The following is an 18263-nucleotide window of genomic DNA, read 5'->3' as shown; positions in this document are numbered from 1 at the left end:
CGAACAGAGGATGGCAGGCATCGTGGCGCAACATTCGCAGGTGCGGCAGGCGATGGCGGCGATCACCGCAACCACCGACGCGCTCCTTAAGGGGACCGCTCAGCCGCTGTCGGCACCGCCACAGCAGGAAGAGCTGGTCGTCTCGCGCGATGCGGCGGCTTCGCCCGAGTTATTGGCCGAACGACACGATCTCTGGAAAACCCTGGCGGGGCTCTGGGAGTTCAACGCCCGTCCGGAGCAGCTACCGCCGCCGGGCGACTGGCGGATATGGCTGATCCTGGGCGGGCGCGGTTGCGGCAAGACGCGGGCCGGTGCGGAATGGGTGCATGCCATTGCCAGCGCCGGGCGGCGATCCGATCTGCGGATCGCCCTGATTGCCGAAACGCTTGGCGACGCGCGCGAGGTGATGATCGACGGCATTTCGGGTATCTGTCGCATAGCGCGGCGTTACCGGCCCGAGTTCGAGATCCCGCGGCGCAGGCTCGTCTGGCCGAATGGCGCAGTCGCCCAGATCTTCTCATCCGAAGATCCGGAAAGCCTGCGCGGCCCGCAGTTTCATTTCGCCTGGTGCGATGAGTTGGCGAAGTGGAAGCATGGGCAGGAGACGTGGGACATGCTCCAGTTCGGTCTGCGCCTCGGCAGTCATCCGCGCCAGCTGGTGACGACGACGCCGCGTCCTGTGCCCTTGCTGAAGGCATTGATTGCTGACACGGGTACACGACTGACGCGGATGAGCACGCTTGCCAACGCGGCCAATCTGGCGCCGGGTTTCATCGACGCGCTGGCCCACCGCTACGGCGGCACGCGGCTTGGGCGGCAGGAGCTCGACGGCGAACTGATCGAGGATCGCGACGATGCGTTGTGGCGGCGCGAGATGATCGAAGCGGCCACGATCCGCCTCACCGGCGAGATCAGACGGATCGTCGTCGCCGTCGATCCGCCGGCGGCGGCCGGCGCGCATTCCTGCTGCGGCATTGTCGTCGCAGGGGTGGAGGCGTCAGGCCGCGCCGTGGTTTTGGCGGACTGCTCGATCGAGGGGGCGAGCCCTGCCGGTTGGGCGAGCGCCGTGGTGCGCGCCTACCGACGCTTCTCGGCGGACCGGGTGGTTGCCGAAATCAACCAGGGTGGGGACATGGTGGCATCGATGCTGAAGAGCATCGACGAAAGCCTGCCGGTCTCGACCGTGCGCGCGACGCGCGGTAAGTATCTCAGGGCCGAGCCGGTCGCGGCACTCTACGAGCAGGGGCGGGTCGCCCATGCTGGTCGTTTCGTCGCGCTGGAAGACCAGATGTGCGACTTCGGTCCCGATGGCCTCTCCTCCGGCCGCTCGCCAGACCGGCTAGACGCGCTGGTCTGGGCGCTGACGGCGCTGATGCTCGAGGGAAACGGAGAACCGCGGGTGAGGGGTGTGTGACGCGACGATCTATCGCTGCGGTTGTTGGGACACGGGGCGAGGTGCCTCGCGCTCAGGGCGCACCTGACGCCACTCGTTTTCGAGCTGGTCGATCACGTGCTGGGGAATGGTCGGCTGGTTGCTGTTGGCAGGCTGCTGCATACTCTCCTCCGGCGGCCAGTTTTAACGCTGAGTTAATCACTGGCATGCCCCAAATGATCTGTAAATCAGGGGCTTAAACACTTTAAACGATTGAATTTAATTTAATCGATTAAGACGGACAATGACGTTGCAGTTTTTCGAGGTGAACAACATGGTTATCCACATCGACCGGCCATTTTTCTTCGACACCGTGCGTGATGCCCTTTTCAAGGGAGCGCTTAATCAGCCTCAGGTGGAGGGAATGACGGCGATTCTTGATTTCTGGGAAAGCCGGATGGCCACGGCCGATCGGCGCTGGCTCGCCTATATCATGGCGACGGCCTTTCATGAGACTGCCTATACCATGCAGCCGGTGCGTGAGACGCTGGCGGCGAGCGATGCCCGCGCCATCGAAATTCTCGAAAACGCCTATGCGTCAGGCAAGCTCTCCTGGGTGAAGACCCCATACTGGCGGCCGGACGAGGACGGCAAGAGCTGGCTCGGCCGCGGCCTGGTGCAGCTCACCCACAAGCGGAATTACGAAGCGATGAGCAAGCTTACGGGCATCGATCTCGTCGCCGAACCGGACCGGGCGATGGAGATGGACGCCGCGGTCTCGATCCTGATCGAGGGCATGGTGCAGGGCAGCTTTGCCAACCACAAGCTCGCCGACCACCTGAACGAGACGACAGACGACTGGATCAACGCCCGCCGCATCGTCAACGGCACCGATCGGGCAGAGAAGCTCGCCGGTTATGGCAAGACCTTCATGGCAGCGATCCGCGACAAGGCGCCCGAGGGGTGGTTCGCGCGGTTGAAGGCCTGGCTCGCGCGTGGTATCGCCCGCATATTCGGCTAGAGAGTTTCGCAGGAGTTCCGCGTGATCCGCCACATCGTCTTCTTCACGGCGCCGGCCGAAAATCTCGAAAAGGTCCGTGCCGGACTGTCGATCCTGACAGCCATCCCGCATGCCCGCCTGCTGGAGATCGGTACCAACGTGAAGACCGACCAGCTTGGCACCGATGTCGACCTCATCGTCTACGGCGAATTCGACGACGAGGCGGCGCTTGCCGCCTACAAGGCGCACCCGGACTACCAGCGTTCGATCGATCTCGTGCGTCCGATCCGCGAAATGCGTATGGCCGCGGACTATGAAACCGATGCGGCCGTGAAGCAGCCGCTGCGATAGGCCGCGCTCACCGGACCATGAAGCCGATGACGGCTGCGTTGACGAGATCGATGAAGAAGGCGGAGACCAGCGGCAGGATAATGAATGCCGTTGGAGCCGGACCATGGGCCTTGGTGACCGCCGTCATGTTGGCGATTGCCGTCGGCGTTGCACCAAGGCTGATGCCACTGAAGCCGGCCGATAGCACGGCCGCCTGATAGTCTCGACCCATCGCCGGAAACACGACGAAGATCATGTAGAGCACGGCTGCAATCGTCTGGATGCCGAGAACGATGACGAGTGCCGTGCCGAGGCCACCGAGCGTCCACAGCTGCATGCTCATCAATGACATCGCCAGAAACACATTCAGCGAGAGGTCGGAGATCAATGCCAGTGAACGTGACCGCGATGGCCAGAACATCCGCGGCACTACGCGCGGGATCGTGTTGGTCAGGACGATCGCGACCAGAAGGCAGACCACGAAAAGCGGCAGCTTGACCCCGGTTTCCTCGACCACCTCTTCGAGCGCGTAGCCGATCAGGATAGCGACGTTGAGGATCAGTACCGTGCGCAGCAGGTTGACATAGTTGATGCTGCTGTCCTCCTCGGAGGTCGGCGCATCCGGAAGGCCGATGATGGGTGCTTCCGCCATCTGGCCACTGAGCTGGTAGCGATTGATGAGAAGGCGCGCGACCGGACCGCCGACGATGCTGGCGATCACGAGGCCGAGCGTTGCCGATGCAATGCCGATCTCGAGCGCATTGTTCAATCCGAAGCGGCTGGCGATCAGCGGCGCCCAGGCGATGGTCGTGCCGTGGCCGCCAATGAGTGAAATGGAGCCGAGAAGCGGTCCCATCCCATCAGGCAGGTTGAGCATCCTGACGGCGCCGACGGCGATGAGATTCTGGATGAGGACGAAGCACACCGTCAGCGCGAGCAGGATCACCAGCGGCTTGCCGCCGGCGGCCAGGTCCGCGACGCGCGCGTTAAGACCGATGCCGGTGAAGAAATAGAGCAGCAGCATGTCGCGCGCATCGAGATCGAAGATAACCTGCGTGCCGAGAAAGTAGAAGGCGGACAGCGTCAGCAGCGCCGCAACGAGCCCGCCGGAGACCGCGTCCGGAATATTCCAGCGCTTGAGCGGCTTGATGACGTTATTGATGCCGGTGCCCAGGAAGAACACCACGATGGCGATCGTGAAGGTGAGAAGTCCCGGCGTCTCGATCGTCGTCATCGATGCTGTCCCTCTGATTCGTGGTGTCGGGAGGAATGTATTCGCTAAGCCGGTGAAAGGAATGAACGGCGCGTATGCTGATACGTTTCACGCCTGCCATCAAGTTGCGCTTATGACGTAAACAATGGGTAAACATGCAACGTTGGGGCGAATGTTCGCGTGGCTGCATCGCGGTGCGGGAGACGGATAGCGCCTCACAGCGGGGCAAGCCTCGCGGGCCAAGCCAAACCTGAGGACGAACAATCATGAAACTCCGATCATTGCTGCCGTGGGCCTCCACGGCGGAGCGCAATCCCGCGACCGAGAAAAAGGCCGCCTCCGGCTTCATGTCTCTGGCCGTGGATGGCCGGGCAAGCTGGACGGGTCGCTCCTATGCGGCGCTGTCCCGCGAAGGGTTCATGCGCAATCCCGTTGCGCACCGCTGCGTCAGGCTGGTGTCGGAGGCGACGGCGTCGGTGCCGATGCTGCTCTATGAGGGCGATCGTGAGCGGCCGGATCATCCGCTGCTGGCACTTCTGAGGCAACCGAACGGCCGCATGAGCGGGCCCGATTTCTTCGAGGCGCTCTACGGTCATCTTCTGCTGTCGGGCAACGCCTATGTCGAGCCGCTCGATATCGCCGGGCAATTGCGCGAACTGCACCTGCTGAGGCCCGACCGCGTCAGCGTCGTCGAGGGGCGGGACGGTTGGCCTGAGGCCTATGACTATCGCGTCGGCGGCGTGCTCCGCCGGCTTCCCGCGGAGGCGGCAGGGCTTGGCCTGCTGCACCTCAAACTCTTTCACCCGCTCGACGATCACCTCGGCTTTCCGCCACTGGCGGCGGCACAGGTGGCGCTCGATCTCTCCAATGCGGCGGCGACCTGGAACAAGGCGCTGCTCGACAATTCGGCGCGCCCCTCCGGCGCACTGGTCTATCAGCCCAAGGAGGGCGGCAATCTTTCGCCGGACCAGTACGAGCGGCTGAAGCAGGAGCTGGACGAGGGCTATTCCGGCCCGATGCGTGCGGGCAGGCCGTTGCTGCTCGAAGGCGGGCTCGATTGGAAATCGATGGGGCTCTCGCCGAAGGACATGGATTTCGTCGAGGCACGCAATGGTGCCGCCCGCGACATCGCGCTCGCCTTCGGCGTCCCGCCCATGCTGCTCGGCATTCCCGGAGACAACACCTATGCCAACTACCAGGAGGCAAACCGCGCCTTCTATCGCCTGACAGTGCTGCCGATGCTGACCCGAACGGCGGCCACACTGTCTGCTTGGCTGGCAGGCAGCTATGGCGACGGTCTGCGGCTGGAACCCGATCTCGATAAGGTGGCGGGTCTTGCGGCCGAGCGCGACCAGCTGTGGACGCGGCTGGGCGCGGCGGCGTTTCTCACCGACGAGGAGAAGCGGCAGGCGGTGGGGTATTGAGATCTCGATAAATCGTTTGCTCCGCGAGAAGATCCGACGGTGTTGCCGCCGGATTCAATTCGCGAAGATGCCCGCTCAAGCGATTCAAAAGGCTGGAGGAAACCGGCATCCGATGTGGTCGGGTGCTGCATCCCTTTCGATCCGGAGAGTTTGACCATGACGGACCTTTCCAATGATGCCGGGCTCTGGGCGACCAGAGCGCTGGGCGCGTCGGCGGGCGCTGCTGTGTCGCTCGTCTATCTCCTGCCGAAGAGCCGGCGTGAGGCGGCGAGCCGGTTCTTCACCGGGCTTTCGTGCGGGCTCATCTTCGGTGGGCCGACCGGTATATGGATCGCCGAGCGATTGGATCTTGTCGATCGATTGTCGGTGTCCGAGGTGATGCTGTCGGGATCGGCGGCGTCCAGCCTCTGCGCCTGGTGGGGTCTCGGCATCGTCGCGCGGATCGCAGGGCGATACGGCGCTCGCAACCGCTGACGCGCCGGTGAACATTTGACGGCCGGTGAGGTTGTCAGCGCCACGCCCCTGAACCCGGTGGCGGCATAATCACACAACGAGGAGAGCATCATGACCGCAAGCAGCGCGCTGGCGCGATCACCCATGGGCGCGGATACGCGCAAGTTCGCCAATCTTGAGCTCCGTGGATTGGGGCGCGACGGCAGCTTTTCTGGCTACGCCAGCGTCTTCGGCGAAGTCGATCTCGGCAAGGATGCGATCGAACGCGGCGCCTTCAGAAAGTCGCTGACGGAGCGCGGGGCAGGCGGGGTGCGGATGCTTTTCCAGCACGACCCGTCCGAGCCGATCGGCGCCTGGAAGACGATCCGCGAGGACAGCCGCGGCCTCTACGTCGAGGGCGTGCTTGCCGAGGGCGTCAGTCGCGCCCGTGAGGTGCACCAGTTGCTGAAGAACGGCGCGCTCGACGGGTTGTCGATCGGTTTCCGGACAGTGCGGGCAAAAACCGACGCCAAGTCGGGCGTGCGCCGCATCCTCGAGGCCGATCTCTGGGAAATCTCCGTCGTGACCTTCCCGATGCTGCCCTCGGCCCGCGTGCAGAACATCAAGAATGCGCGGTGGTTCCGCGACAAGGAGACCGAGCTTGTCCGCGCCATGCGCCGGGCCGCCCGGATGATGCTGACTGAAACCTTCAGATAGGATGAACAGATGACCGACAAGCAGACCGCCGTGAAGACCGCACCCGAGATCAAGGCGGCGCCGGAAATGGCCGCCGCCTTCGATGAATTCATGGAGGCCTTCGAAGCCTTCAAGGAAACCAACGATATCAGGCTCGGCGAGATCGAGCAGAAGCTGACCTCCGACGTCGTCACCCGCGATAAGATGGATCGCATCAACCGCGCCATCGACGAGCAGAAGAAGGTGCTCGACCAACTGGCGCTGAAAAAGGCGCGCCCGCCGCTTGGCCGATCGGCTACGGTTGGCATCGAAGCGACGGAGCACAAGGCTGCCTTCGAACAATATATCCGCCGCGGCGACGAGGCCGGATTGCGCGAGATCGAGGCGAAGGCGATGTCAGCGGGGTCAGGCGCCGACGGCGGCTATCTCGTGCCGCCGGAAACGGACACCGAGATCGGCCGCCGGCTCTCCGTCGTTTCGCCGATCCGCTCGCTCGCAACGGTGCGTCAGGTCTCCGGTTCGGTGCTGAAGAAGCCGTTCTCCGTCGCCGGCATGGCAGCAGGCTGGGTCGCGGAAACGGCGGCCCGGCCACAGACTTCAAGTGCCCAATTGGCCGAGCTCTCCTTCCCGACCATGGAGCTTTATGCCATGCCGGCGGCCACCCAGGCGCTGCTTGACGATGCCGCGGTCGATATCGAGGCCTGGATCTCGGGCGAGGTCGACACCGTCTTTGCCGAACAGGAAGGGACCGCCTTCGTGAACGGCGACGGCACCAACAAGCCGAAAGGCTTCCTCGCCTATACTGCAGTAGCCGACAGTGCCTGGAGCTGGGGCAATCTCGGCTACATCGCAACCGGTGCCGCCGGTGCCTTTAAGGCGTCTGCCGCATCCGACACGCTCATCGACACGATCTATTCACTGAAGGCCGGCCATCGCCAGAACGCCAACTTCGTGATGAACCGCAAGACCCAGGCCGAGGTGCGCAAGCTGAAGGACGGCGACGGTCGCTATCTCTGGCAGCCGCCGGCAACGGCGGGTGAGGCGGCCTCGCTGGTCGGCTTCCCTGTCGTCGAGGCCGAGGACATGCCCGATATCGCGGCCAACGCGCTGTCGATCGCCTTCGGCGACTTCCGCGCCGGCTATCTCGTCGTTGATCGCACCGGGGTACGCGTGCTGCGCGATCCCTATTCCGCCAAGCCCTATGTCCTCTTCTACACCACCAAGCGCGTCGGCGGTGGGGTGCAAAATTTCGAAGCGATCAAGCTGGTGAAATTCGCCGCAAGCTGATTGGTCGCCCCATGCGGCGCCCCGCGTCTTCCTCCCACCGGGGCGCCGTACCCTCTTTGCTTTCGATATAATCCGGGAACCCACATGACCTATGCATCTATCACTTCGCCCGCAGCGGAGGCGCTGACGCTCGCCGATGTCAAGGCGCATCTGCGGCTCGACGACGGCAACGAAGACCCGCTGCTGGCCGCCTTGATCGCTACGGCCAGAGAGCACCTCGAACGCTCCACCGGGCTCTGCCTCATCACTCAGACATGGCGCCTCTATCTTGATTCAATACCTGAAGGCGGTGTGATTCAGATTGCCAGAGGCCCGGTGCAAGCCATTGAAAGCCTGACGCTTTATGATGCGTCCGGTGACGAGGTGACACTACCGCTCACCGGCCACATCCTGGATGGCAGTGCGCGGCCGGCTCGCCTGGTGCTGAGCCAGGCGACCGACAGCACGCGCGGTATCAACGGCCTGGAGATCGACTTTATTGCGGGCTTCGGCGAGAGTGGCGCCGACGTGCCCGACACGCTGAAGCGCGCCATGCTGATGCATATCGCCCAGATGTTTTCCTTCCGTGGCGCGATCTCGGCGGAAGACCAGCCGGCGGACATTCCGCCGGGCTATGATCGCCTGATCGCGCCCTTCGTGATGCGGAGATTGTGATGCGCTCGGTGTTTTTCGATCCCGGCCAGATGACGGCGCGGCTCGAACTGGAGGCGCCGGAGGCAACCTCGGACGGACAGGGCGGCGCCACAGTCTCCTTCATCGCGGTCGCGTCGCTATGGGCGCGCATCGAGCCCGTCAGTGAGATCCGGCAGGAGCAGGCGAGCGCCGATGTGTTCACCCTGACCCACCGCATCTGGCTCCGATTTCGAAGCGATATCACGGCCGGCATGCGGCTGCGCAAGGGCGAGCGGGTCTTCGTGATCGGCGCCTGGCGTGACCCGGATGAGAGGGGCAACTACGTCGTCTGCCTCTGCGAGGAGGAGAGCCAATGACGGAACCGCGAGCGTCGCTGGCGATCACTCTCCAAGACCTGGCGGCGGCATTGCTGGCGCTGATGCGCCGTTGCGAGAGCAAGACAGGCCCGAAGGGAGTCGAGACGGATGAGCGCTGCCAATGAACTGCTGACGGCGATCCATGCGCTGCTCAGCGAAGATGCCGAATTGACGGACCTGATCGGGCCGGATGCCATTCGCGACCGGCTGGTCGCGGGCAGGAAGTTACCCTGCATTGTCGTTGGCGAGCTGACCAGCAACGACTACTCGACCTCGACAGAGGAGGGCGAAGAGCATCTGCTGGCATTGGAAATCTGGTCGGATGCCGCAGGGCGCAGGCAGGTTCAGACAATCGTCGAGAGGCTCTATGCTTTGCTGCAGGACGCCGCGCTTGGGCTCGCCACCCATCACTTGGTCGGCGTGCGGCATCTCGCAACACGCACGCGGCGTGAACCGAAGACCAGGCTGCATATAGCGGAGATGCGGTTCAGGGCAGTGACGGAACCGGCTGCGTGACGCCGCGCACCAGGGCCATCAGCATCATCACGAACCCGAGCGACAGAACCGCCAGCACAGCGCAGGTGGCGATCGCCATGCCAGCGCCCGCGCGGTCCAGGATCGCGGTGAAGACGACGGGCGCGACCGCATTGGCGAGATTCTGAGGCAGGGAGAGGCGGGCGGATTGCAGGCCATAGTCGCGAGGTGAGAACAGCGCCAGCGGCAGCAATGCGCGGGCGACGGTCATGACGCCGGAGCCGAAGCCGTAGAGCAGGATGAAGGCGACCAGCAGCGGCGTCGAAGGCGGCAGAACGATCATCATCAGAAAGCTCAGAACCATGAGGCTGACGCCCATGGCTGCGCTGAGGATCGGATTGCCTCGTTTGCCGAGCAGCATGTCCATGAAACGGGCTGAAATGCCGATGACACCACGCGCCGAACCGAGTTGGATAGCGAGCGCTGGCGAGGCGCCGGACTGGCGAAAGATCTCGAGCAGCGATGGCGAGACGCCGAAGGTGACGAAGGTCGAGATCGTCGTCGCCGCCGCGATGAGCAGGAACGCCTTGCGCTGCTTTGCCGGCGAGAGCGGCAGTGGCGCCGTATGCGCGGCAGCGCCCTCGGTGTGGCTGACGATCGGCGCTGGCAGCGCGAAGAGGTGCAGTGGAAGGCAGATGCAGAACTGCAGGGCCGCGCAGATCAGGAAGGTAGATCGCCAGCCGACGGCATCGTTCAGGAGGCTGAGGACAGGCCAGAAGATTGCGCTCGAAAGCCCGGTGAACAGCATCAGGATCGCGATCACGCGTTTGCTGTTCGGCCCTTCGCGTTCCACCACGGCGGTATAGGCAGGCGCCGACAGGCCGAGCGCCCCGCCACCCCCTATGAGGATCCAGGCGAGCACGTAGAGAACGATGCCATTGGCCGCTGCAAGGAGGGCGAGACCGGCGGCAAAGACCAGCGACGCCGCGGCAAGCACGCGCGCCGCCCCGTAGCGCCCCAGCCAGCGGCCCGTGGTCGGGCCCATGAGCGCGCTGATGATCATCATGACGGTCAGTCCGCCAAAGACGATCTCGTTTGCAAGCCCGAGGTCCGGCGCGATGACGCGGCCCATGACGCCGAGCATGTCGAAGCTGGTGCCCCAGCCGATCAGCTGTGTGACGGCAAGAACGGCGACGGTGCGGGCTGTACGTGGGGAGAATGATCGGGACATCGGGCGGATGCCTTGGGGAATCGAGACGTCGGACGGGAATTCAACCGGTCGTACCAGCTTGGCCGACGGGTTGAAAGTGACAAGTAAATGACAGTGGCAGGCGTCCCAGGGGCGCCTTTTGTTTTAAGGGACAAAGCGATGGTTGCGCAAAAGGGCAAGGATCTGCTGCTCAAGATATTCAACGGGACAGCCTTCGAGACGGTGGCAGGCCTCCGCTCGAAACGGCTCGCCTTCAATGCCGAAACCGTCGATGTGACCGATGCCGACAGCGTCGGTCGCTGGCGTGAACTGCTGGGCGGCGCCGGTGTGCAGCGTGCATCCGTTTCTGGCGCCGGGATCTTCAAGGATGCCGCCTCCGATGCGCTGGTACGGAACGCCTTTTTCAATGCGTCGATCCTGAACTGGCAGATCGTCATTCCCGGCTTCGGCAATATCAGCGGGCCGTTCCAGGCGAGCGCTCTTGAGTATTCCGGCCAGCACAACGGCGAGGTGCTGTTCGAAATGGCGCTGGAATCGGCCGGCGCCATCAGCTTCGAGGCGCTTTGATGCGGGCGGCGGGTGCACGTGCAAATCGGCGACGCGGCGAGATCGAGGCGATGATCGATGGTGAACGGCGGATTCTCTGCCTGACGCTTGGCGCTCTGGCCGAGCTCGAGACGGCCTTTGCAGTCGACAGTCTCACGGGTTTGGCGGAACGCTTCGCCGATGGTCGCCTGAGGGCCGCCGACATGATCCGCATCATCGGCGCCGGCCTTCGCGGTGGCGGCAATCTCTATTCCGACGACGAGGTCGCGCAGGCCGATGTCGAGGGTGGCCTGGGCGGCTATGCCACGATCGTCGGCAGCCTGCTTACTGCCACCTTTGTCGGCGTGGAGGCGGAGACCGCCTCGCGCCCCCTCTAGCCGCAGCCGGCATCGAGGCTGAACGTGGTGCCGCGCCTTTCCCCTGGGCGCGGGTGCTGCATGTCGGTCTCTGCTTGCTGCGGCTTCCCCCGGTCGCGTTCTGGGCAATGACACCTCTCGAATTCCACGCAGCCGCAGGCGGGCTGGTGCCGCCTGGCGTCGGCACATCCCGCGCCGATCTGGAGGGGTTGATGGCCCGGTTTCCGGATTGATCCGCAGCGACCCAGAAGAAGGCAGGACAATGGACAGCGAAGAAACGGATTTTACCACCGCAACAGGGCAGGCGGAGACGCTGCAACGCGCTCTCGATGGTCTGGAGACGCGCTCACGCTCGTTCGGGGCAGCGCTTTCGAGCGCGCTTCGAAGCGCCGCCGACGGTAGCAAGAGCTTGGACGACATTCTGCGCAGTCTCGGCAACCGGCTGGCGGATATCGCGCTGTCGGCAGGTCTGAAGCCGCTGGAGACGATGATCTCGGGGAGTGCTTCGAGCCTGCTCGGCAGTTTCGGCAAGCTTCTGCCCTTTGCCGATGGCGGCGTGGTCTCGCAGCCGACCTACTTCCCGATGGGCGGCGACATGGGGTTGATGGGGGAGGCGGGCAGCGAGGCGATCTTGCCGCTGAAGCGTGGCGCCGACGGTTCGCTTGGCGTTGCTGCCGCAGGCGGCGGCTCGCAGCAGATCATCTTCAATGTCACCGCCGCCGACGCCCAGAGCTTCCAGAAAAGCGAGGCGCAGATTTCCTCGATGCTGGCGCGCACCGCCATGCGCGGCCAGCGCAACTTGTGAGGTGCCATGACAAGCGGGTTTCATGATGTGCGCTTTCCGCTGCGCCTGTCGCTTTCGACCAGCGGCGGGCCGGTGCGGCGCACCGATATCGTCAATCTGTCCAATGGGAGAGAGAGCCGCAACAGCCGATGGCGCGATGCGCGGCGAAGCTATGACGCCGGCTCGGGCCTGCGCTCGGTGGCGGATCTCTACGAGGTGCTGGAGTTTTTCGAAGCGCGCAGCGGCGAGCTCTATGGCTTCCGGTTCCGCGATCCAATCGACTGGTCATCGTCCAGGCCCGGCATTCCGGTAACGCCGGGCGACCAGCGGTTGGGCACAGGCGATGGGGTCACCGTGACATTCCCGCTCGTCAAGACCTATGGCGACGCGGCGGGCGGTAGCGTCCGACGGATCGCCAAACCGGCGGACGGTTCGGTCGTCGTTGCGCTGGACGGGGTACCCGTGCCCGGCGCGGCCTTCGACTGTGATACGGCAACAGGGACCGTCACATTTGCCGCCGGTCATGTTCCTGCGCCGGGCTCTTCGATAACGGCCGGCTTCGAGTTCGACGTACCCGTTCGTTTCGCCACCGGCCGGATCGAGGTCAACCTGTCCGCGTTCAATGCCGGGCGGATTCCAACCATACCGCTGACGGAGATCGCGCCATGAGAACGATCCCCTCAGCGCTGAAAGCGCATCTGGATGGAGACGCCACGACGGTCTGCCACGCCTGGCGGGTGATCCGCCGCGATGGCGTCGTGTTGGGCTTCACGGAGCACGACAACGACATCGCCTTCGATGGCACGATCTTTCTCGCTGCGAGCGGATTTTCCGCAAGCGCGGCGGAGGAAGAGGTTGGCCTGCCGGCCGCGACCAGCGAGGTCTCCGGGGGCTTCTCCAGCGCGGCAATCACCGAGGACGATCTGGAGCGGGGACGCTATGACGGCGCCCGTGTCGAGGTGTTCCTCGTCAACTGGGCGCTGCCCGAACAGCACATGATGCTCAAGGTGCAGGAAATCGGTGAGGTGACCCGCGACGCCGGCCGCTTCCATGCCGAGCTTCGCAGCTTCGCCAGCCGCCTGAACGAGCCGCAGGGGCGCGTCTATGGGCGTCGTTGCGACGCTGTGGTCGGGGATAACAGGTGCGGCGTGGATCTGTCGTTGCCGCAGTTTCGTGCGGATGGCGTCGTCGTGTCGGTGCCGGATGCGAGTCGCTTGCTTCTGTCGGGTGTCAGGTCTGTCGACGACGGCTTCTTCCGGCTGGGAACGGCCACGTTTTTCGACGGCGAGAACCAGGGACAGCGTTTCGATATCGACGCGCATGTGTGGGTTGGCGACCTGATGGAGGTCACGCTCTGGCTGCCGCTTGACCGCGCGCCTTCTTCCGGCGATCGCCTCGTATTGACGGCAGGCTGCGACAAGTCCTTCGCCATCTGCCGAAGCAAGTTCTCCAACCGCCTGAATTTTCGCGGTTTCCCGCACATGCCGGGTGCCGATTTCGCCTACACCTACGCCGACGGCGAAAGCGTTCACGATGGGAAGGCGCTGTTCAAATGATGACGACGGCAGACCGCGTGCTCGCCTGTGCCGAAGGCTGGATTGGCACGCCCTACCGGCATCAGGCGTCGCTCAAGGGGGTGGGGTGCGATTGCCTGGGGCTGATCCGCGGGATCTGGCGCGAGCTCTATGGCGAAGAGCCCGAAGTGCCGCGCCCCTACGCGCCTGACTGGGCCGAACGCAGCGGCGAAGATCGATTGATGAACGCGGCGTACCGTCATTTCGATACGTCGCTGTCGCTTGCCGAAGCGCTGCCCGGCGATCTGCTGCTTTTCCGCTGGCGGCCCGATGTGGCTGCCAAGCATGCCGGCATTCTGGCCGATGAACGGCACTTCATCCACGCCTACGAGCAGGCGGCGGTAATCTCCTCGCCTCTCGTGCCGAGCTGGCGGCGTCGTGTCGCGGCTGTGTTTCGGTTTCCGGAGAAATAGATGGCAACACTTCTCTTTCAGGCAGCCGGTGCAGCGCTCGGCAGCGTCTTCGGTCCAGTCGGCGCGATCATCGGTCGCGCGGCCGGTGCCCTGGCCGGCAGCGTCGTCGACCACGCCCTCATCAACGGCAGTACCACCGTGCGCGGCTCGCGGCTGTCGACGGCACGCATTCCCGGCGCCGAAGACGGCACGGCAATCAACCGTGTCTACGGCACTGCCCGCATCGGTGGCACGCTGATCTGGGCCACGCGGTTCGAGGAGCAGTTAACGACCGAACGAACGGGCGGCAAATCCACGGGTGGCACGCGGGTCGAAACCTACCGCTACTTCGCCAATCTCGCGATCGGTCTGTGCGAAGGGCAGGTGGCGCGCGTGCGGCGGGTGTGGGCCGATGGCAAGGAGCTGGATCTCACCAAGATCGAGATGCGGCTCTATCGCGGTGGCGACGACCAGCAGCCCGATCCGCTGATAGAGGCGAAGCAGGGGACAGGCAACGCCCCTGCCTATCGCGGGTTGGCCTATGTCGTGTTCGAACGCTTGCCGCTCGATACCTACGGCAACCGCATCCCGCTGCTGCAGTTCGAAGTGGTTCGTGCAATCGGCGCCCTGGAAAACAAGATCAAGGCGGTCTGCGTCATCCCGGGCGCGACCGAACATGGCTACCGCACGACCGCCGTCTCTGAAAAGACCGGTGCCGGCAGCGCCCGTCTTCTCAACCGGAACACACTGCAGGGGACGACGGATTGGGACGTCTCCATCGACGAGTTGACTGCCCTCTGCCCGAATCTGGAGCGCGTCGCGCTTGTCGTCACCTGGTTCGGAACCGACCTGCGCGCCGGCGAGTGCCGCGTCGTGCCGGGCGTCGAGGTCGCTCGCCGCAACGAAAGCAGGGATTGGTCCGTATCGGGTGTCGAACGTGGCGACGCATATGTCGTCAGCCGGAACAATGGCGGCCCGGCGTTCGGCGGCACGCCGGATGATGAGAGTGTGGTGTCGGCCATTGCCGATCTCAAAGCGCGCGGGCTCAAGGTCTATCTCTATCCGTTCCTGATGATGGATATACCCGCCGGCAACAGCTTGCCTGATCCCTATGGCGACGATGCGCAAGCGGCCTATCCCTGGCGCGGGCGGATCACCTGTCATCCTGCCATCGGCCAGGTCGATACGGCAGACCGTACGGCGCAGGGCCGCAGTCAGCTGCGCGCGTTTGCCGGTGCCGCGCGTCCCGGCCACTTTTCGGTATCGGGGCACCGGGTCGTCTATGACGGCGATGAGGAAAGCTATCGGCGCTTCATCCTGCACTATGCACAGCTTGCGAAGGCGGCCGGTGGTGTCAGCGGGTTCATCGTCGGTTCCGAGCTGCGCGGGTTGACCCAGGTCCGGGACGATAGTGGTGCCTTCCCCTTCGTCGAAACCCTTGCCTCGCTGGCCGCCGACGTGAAGACCCTACTGCCGGCTGCAAAGCTGACCTATGGCGCGGATTGGAGCGAATATTTCGGCTATCATCCGGCGGACGGCAGCGGTGATGTCTATTTCAATCTCGATCCGCTCTGGGCATCGCCGGCAATCGACGCGATCGGTATCGACAATTACATGCCGCTGGCCGACTGGCTCGACGATGATCTTGCCAATGCCAACCCCGACGGCTTCCGCCTCGCGGACGATCGCCAGGCCCTGATGGCCGGCATCGGCTCCGGCGAAGGCTTCGATTGGTATTATGCGACAGAAGCCGACCGCCGGGCGCGCGTGCGGACCGCGATTGTCGATGGCTCCGCGGGCAAGCACTGGGTCTATCGCTACAAGGACATTGCCGGCTGGTGGAGCAATTCGCATTACGAGCGGCTTGGCGGCGTGGAGCGTGCATCTCCGACGCCGTGGATCCCGGCCAGCAAGCCGATCTGGTTCACGGAGCTTGGCTGCGGCGCAATCGACAAGGGAGCCAATCAGCCGAACGTATTCGCCGATCCGAAATCCGCGGAAAGTGCCGCTCCTTATTTCTCCAGCGGAATGCGCTCCGACAGCATGCAGCGTCGGTTTCTCGAGGCGCATCACGATTGGTGGAGCGGTGGCGCCGCGCCTGGAATGGTCGATCCCGCGCACCTCTTCATCTGGTCCTGGGATGCGCGACCCTATCCGGCCTTTCCGCAAAATACGACTGTCTGGAGCGACGGCGCGAACTGGCGCACCGGTCACTGGCTCAATGGCCGGATCGGCGGAGGGACGCTTGCCGACGTGATTGCCGCGATGCTGGACGACCACGGCTTTGCCGATTTCGACGTTTCGGAAGTGAGCGGTGATCTGACAGGCTATGTCCAGGGCGATCTCGCCTCGGCACGCAGCCTGATCGAGCCCTTGCTCCAGGCATTCCAGATCGATGTTTTCGAGGATGCGGGACGCTTGCGGTTTCGTTCGCGTGCGCGGGCAAGCCTTCCGGCCTTGCCGATCGAGACGCTCGTCGATCGTGAGGATGAACAACTCTGGCAGGAGACGCGCGGCCATGACAGCGACTTTGCCGCGGAAGCGGTACTGACTTTCTACAATCCCGAACTCGATTTCGAACAGGCCAGCGTGCGCTCACACCGTGCTGCGCAAACGACGAGCCGGGTCATCAAGCAGGATCTGGCAGCGGTTGTCGCAGAAGAGACGGTACTGGCCGCAGCCGAGGCGCTGTTGCGCGACAACAGGATTTCCCGCCGCTCGGTTCGCTTCTCGATATCGCCCGGCGAGCTGCAGATCCAGCCCGGCGACGTGGTAACTCTGCCCGGCGGCCCGGCCGGTCGTTTCCTCGTCGCACGGATCGAGGAAAGCGAGGCGCGCCGCATCGAAGCACGCGAGTTCGCGCCATCGCGTGGCGGGAGCCTGCCCTCATCGCTGGATGGGCGCGAGGTTGGCACCGAGCCATCGAACCTTTTCGACCCGGTCGTCTGCCTCATGGATCTGCCGTGCATCGATAGCGGTGACGCCGCATCTTTTGCGCAAGGGGCCGTCTTCTCGCGGCCCTGGCGCACAGTCGGGCTGTCGTCGTCCGCGACAAAGGAGGGGTATCAGGGCAGGGTGTTGCTTGATCGCCCGGCCACGATTGGAACACTGGCTGTTGAACTGGGCAGTGGGGTCAGCGGCCGTTTCGACTGGTCCCAGCCGTTGGTCGTTGATCTCCCTACAGGCGAGTTTTCCTCTTTGCCTGCCGTATCCGTCCTGAACGGCGGTAACCTCATGGCGGTCCTGGCAACAAACGGTGCGTGGGAGATTCTGTCCTTCCAGCAGGCCGACGAGATCGAGAGCGGCCGCTGGCGCTTGAGCGGCCTGCTCCGGGCGCTCGCCGGGACCGATGACGCGATGATGTCAGGCGCAGCCGCGGGTTCGCCTGCCGTGCTGCTCGATCAGGCAGTCAAGCCGCTGGGCCTCGGCAGCGATGAAATGGGACTGCGCTTGAACTGGATTGCCGAGGCTGCGGGGTCCGTTGAAAAGGCCGGCCCCTTCGTCTTCGAAGGAGGATTGCGCGCACGGACGCCACTGGCGCCCGTCCATTTGCGCTGCGCGCGCAACAGCGCCGGAGAGGCCGTCGTCTCCTGGATCCGCAGGGGGCGGGAGAACGCCGACAACTGGATCGGCGCCGATATCTCGCTCGACGAACCATTTGAACGCTATCGCCTCGAGATGCTGCGGGAAGAGGCCGTTTTGAGAACTGTCGAGGTCGATACGCCCGAATGGACCTATTCGCTGGCTGACGAGACTGCGGACTTTGGCGCACCGCAGACGAGCCTGACCGTGAGAATCCGCCAGATGGGGGCACGCGTTCCTCTCGGATTGCCCGCGATGCGCGCCTTTGTGCTGTGACTTTTGTTGAAAGGAGAAAGATGATGAGCGAATTGAAATTCTGGTACACCTCCAAGACGATCTGGGGTGCGCTGATCTCTGTTGTCGCATCCTTGATGCACTTTACGGGTGTGGATATTGCCGCTGCCGATCGCAGCCAGATCGTCGACTCGATCGTCAATATTGCCGGCGCGTTCGGCGGTCTGTTGGCCGTCTACGGTCGCGTCACCGCGAAGTCCGCGATCAAATCCGCGTCATGAGAAGCAATGCCGGCGAGGGGTGGATACCCACCACCTTTCGCTGGATTCTACGTGGTTTGGCCCCGCCTGTTCCTAGTCTCAAACAGT

Annotated in this window: 22 protein-coding genes; 20 read left to right on the top strand and 2 right to left on the bottom strand. The window is 64.1% G+C overall.

The window, feature by feature from the left end; translation table 11 throughout:
• Positions 1 to 10 precede the first annotated feature (10 nt).
• The 3 genes from QTL94_RS06860 to QTL94_RS06850 all read left to right on the top strand — a co-directional run bounded on the left by QTL94_RS06860 (position 11) and on the right by QTL94_RS06850 (position 2723).
• Positions 11 to 1414, top strand: a complete 1404-nt coding sequence (locus QTL94_RS06860; RefSeq protein ID WP_289801008.1) for a DNA-packaging protein — start codon at positions 11 to 13, stop codon at positions 1412 to 1414.
• Between the two features lie 292 nt (positions 1415 to 1706).
• Positions 1707 to 2393 carry a glycoside hydrolase family 19 protein gene (locus tag QTL94_RS06855; protein WP_289801064.1) on the top strand — a complete coding sequence of 229 codons (687 nt, stop codon included), beginning with the start codon at positions 1707 to 1709 and terminating at the stop codon, positions 2391 to 2393.
• A gap of 21 nt (positions 2394 to 2414) precedes the next feature.
• Positions 2415 to 2723 (top strand): Dabb family protein, encoded by a 309-nt coding sequence (locus tag QTL94_RS06850; protein WP_289801007.1) that lies wholly within the window; start codon positions 2415 to 2417, stop codon positions 2721 to 2723.
• A 7-nt stretch (positions 2724 to 2730) separates the two neighbouring features.
• On the opposite strand, the gene gltS is transcribed toward QTL94_RS06850, so the two are convergent.
• The gene (gene gltS / locus QTL94_RS06845; RefSeq protein WP_289801006.1) at positions 2731 to 3936 is read right to left on the bottom strand and encodes a sodium/glutamate symporter; all 1206 of its coding nucleotides are present in this window, start codon (positions 3934 to 3936) and stop codon (positions 2731 to 2733) included.
• Positions 3937 to 4181: 245 nt separating this feature from the next.
• On the opposite strand from gltS, the gene QTL94_RS06840 reads away from it, so the two are divergent.
• The 8 genes from QTL94_RS06840 (at position 4182) to QTL94_RS06805 (ending at position 9259) form a co-directional block, all read left to right on the top strand.
• Positions 4182 to 5339: a phage portal protein gene (locus QTL94_RS06840; RefSeq protein WP_289801005.1), complete on the top strand. Its 1158-nt coding sequence runs from the start codon at positions 4182 to 4184 to the stop codon at positions 5337 to 5339.
• A 156-nt stretch (positions 5340 to 5495) separates the two neighbouring features.
• Entirely contained in the window at positions 5496 to 5813 is a 318-nt protein-coding gene (locus tag QTL94_RS06835) for a DUF6107 family protein (protein WP_289801004.1), read from the top strand.
• A 90-nt stretch (positions 5814 to 5903) separates the two neighbouring features.
• Positions 5904 to 6488 (top strand): HK97 family phage prohead protease, encoded by a 585-nt coding sequence (locus tag QTL94_RS06830; RefSeq protein WP_065689907.1) that lies wholly within the window; start codon positions 5904 to 5906, stop codon positions 6486 to 6488.
• 9 nt (positions 6489 to 6497) lie between these two features.
• Positions 6498 to 7754 carry a phage major capsid protein gene (locus QTL94_RS06825; protein ID WP_289801003.1) on the top strand — a complete coding sequence of 419 codons (1257 nt, stop codon included), beginning with the start codon at positions 6498 to 6500 and terminating at the stop codon, positions 7752 to 7754.
• Between the two features lie 84 nt (positions 7755 to 7838).
• On the top strand, positions 7839 to 8408 hold the full coding sequence (locus QTL94_RS06820) for a head-tail connector protein (RefSeq protein WP_289801002.1): 570 nt from the start codon (positions 7839 to 7841) through the stop codon (positions 8406 to 8408).
• Positions 8408 to 8743, top strand: coding sequence for a phage head closure protein (locus QTL94_RS06815; RefSeq protein WP_289801001.1), 336 nt, complete (start codon positions 8408 to 8410; stop codon positions 8741 to 8743). The genes QTL94_RS06820 and QTL94_RS06815 overlap by 1 nt, the downstream gene beginning before the upstream one ends.
• Entirely contained in the window at positions 8740 to 8868 is a 129-nt protein-coding gene (locus tag QTL94_RS06810; protein ID WP_289801000.1) for a hypothetical protein, read from the top strand. The genes QTL94_RS06815 and QTL94_RS06810 overlap by 4 nt, the downstream gene beginning before the upstream one ends.
• Entirely contained in the window at positions 8852 to 9259 is a 408-nt protein-coding gene (locus tag QTL94_RS06805; protein WP_289800999.1) for a DUF3168 domain-containing protein, read from the top strand. The genes QTL94_RS06810 and QTL94_RS06805 overlap by 17 nt, the downstream gene beginning before the upstream one ends.
• On the opposite strand, the gene QTL94_RS06800 is transcribed toward QTL94_RS06805, so the two are convergent.
• Positions 9231 to 10448 (bottom strand): MFS transporter, encoded by a 1218-nt coding sequence (locus QTL94_RS06800; protein WP_289800998.1) that lies wholly within the window; start codon positions 10446 to 10448, stop codon positions 9231 to 9233. The genes QTL94_RS06805 and QTL94_RS06800 overlap by 29 nt on opposite strands.
• 138 nt (positions 10449 to 10586) lie before the next feature.
• Between QTL94_RS06800 and QTL94_RS06795 the strand changes: the two genes are divergently transcribed.
• From QTL94_RS06795 to QTL94_RS06755, 9 genes are read left to right on the top strand one after another with little or no spacing between them, the layout of a single operon-like run.
• Positions 10587 to 10994 (top strand): phage major tail protein, TP901-1 family, encoded by a 408-nt coding sequence (locus QTL94_RS06795; RefSeq protein WP_065689913.1) that lies wholly within the window; start codon positions 10587 to 10589, stop codon positions 10992 to 10994.
• On the top strand, positions 10994 to 11350 hold the full coding sequence (locus tag QTL94_RS06790) for a gene transfer agent family protein (protein WP_065689914.1): 357 nt from the start codon (positions 10994 to 10996) through the stop codon (positions 11348 to 11350). Before QTL94_RS06795 ends, QTL94_RS06790 begins: the two co-directional genes overlap by 1 nt.
• Before the next feature lie 11 nt (positions 11351 to 11361).
• Complete coding sequence (locus QTL94_RS06785; RefSeq protein ID WP_083199260.1) at positions 11362 to 11562, top strand: rcc01693 family protein; 201 nt, start codon at positions 11362 to 11364, stop codon at positions 11560 to 11562.
• Between the two features lie 29 nt (positions 11563 to 11591).
• Positions 11592 to 12134 carry a phage tail tape measure protein gene (locus QTL94_RS06780; protein ID WP_065689915.1) on the top strand — a complete coding sequence of 181 codons (543 nt, stop codon included), beginning with the start codon at positions 11592 to 11594 and terminating at the stop codon, positions 12132 to 12134.
• A 6-nt stretch (positions 12135 to 12140) separates the two neighbouring features.
• On the top strand, positions 12141 to 12782 hold the full coding sequence (locus QTL94_RS06775) for a DUF2460 domain-containing protein (RefSeq protein ID WP_065689916.1): 642 nt from the start codon (positions 12141 to 12143) through the stop codon (positions 12780 to 12782).
• The gene (locus tag QTL94_RS06770; protein WP_289800997.1) at positions 12779 to 13669 is read left to right on the top strand and encodes a phage/gene transfer agent baseplate hub protein; all 891 of its coding nucleotides are present in this window, start codon (positions 12779 to 12781) and stop codon (positions 13667 to 13669) included. Before QTL94_RS06775 ends, QTL94_RS06770 begins: the two co-directional genes overlap by 4 nt.
• Positions 13666 to 14100, top strand: coding sequence for an NlpC/P60 family protein (locus tag QTL94_RS06765; protein WP_065689918.1), 435 nt, complete (start codon positions 13666 to 13668; stop codon positions 14098 to 14100). The genes QTL94_RS06770 and QTL94_RS06765 overlap by 4 nt, the downstream gene beginning before the upstream one ends.
• The gene (locus QTL94_RS06760) at positions 14101 to 17937 is read left to right on the top strand and encodes a baseplate multidomain protein megatron (RefSeq protein WP_289800996.1); all 3837 of its coding nucleotides are present in this window, start codon (positions 14101 to 14103) and stop codon (positions 17935 to 17937) included. It begins immediately after the preceding gene.
• Positions 17938 to 17960: 23 nt separating this feature from the next.
• The gene (locus QTL94_RS06755; protein ID WP_065689920.1) at positions 17961 to 18176 is read left to right on the top strand and encodes a hypothetical protein; all 216 of its coding nucleotides are present in this window, start codon (positions 17961 to 17963) and stop codon (positions 18174 to 18176) included.
• The last annotated feature ends 87 nt before the right edge of the window (positions 18177 to 18263 follow it).

It is taken from the genome of Rhizobium sp. S96 (assembly GCF_030382195.1).
GTDB lineage: Bacteria > Pseudomonadota > Alphaproteobacteria > Rhizobiales > Rhizobiaceae > Rhizobium.
The sequence above is the reverse complement of the archived record's forward strand: the minus strand, read 5'-3'. Positions and strand labels throughout refer to the sequence as shown.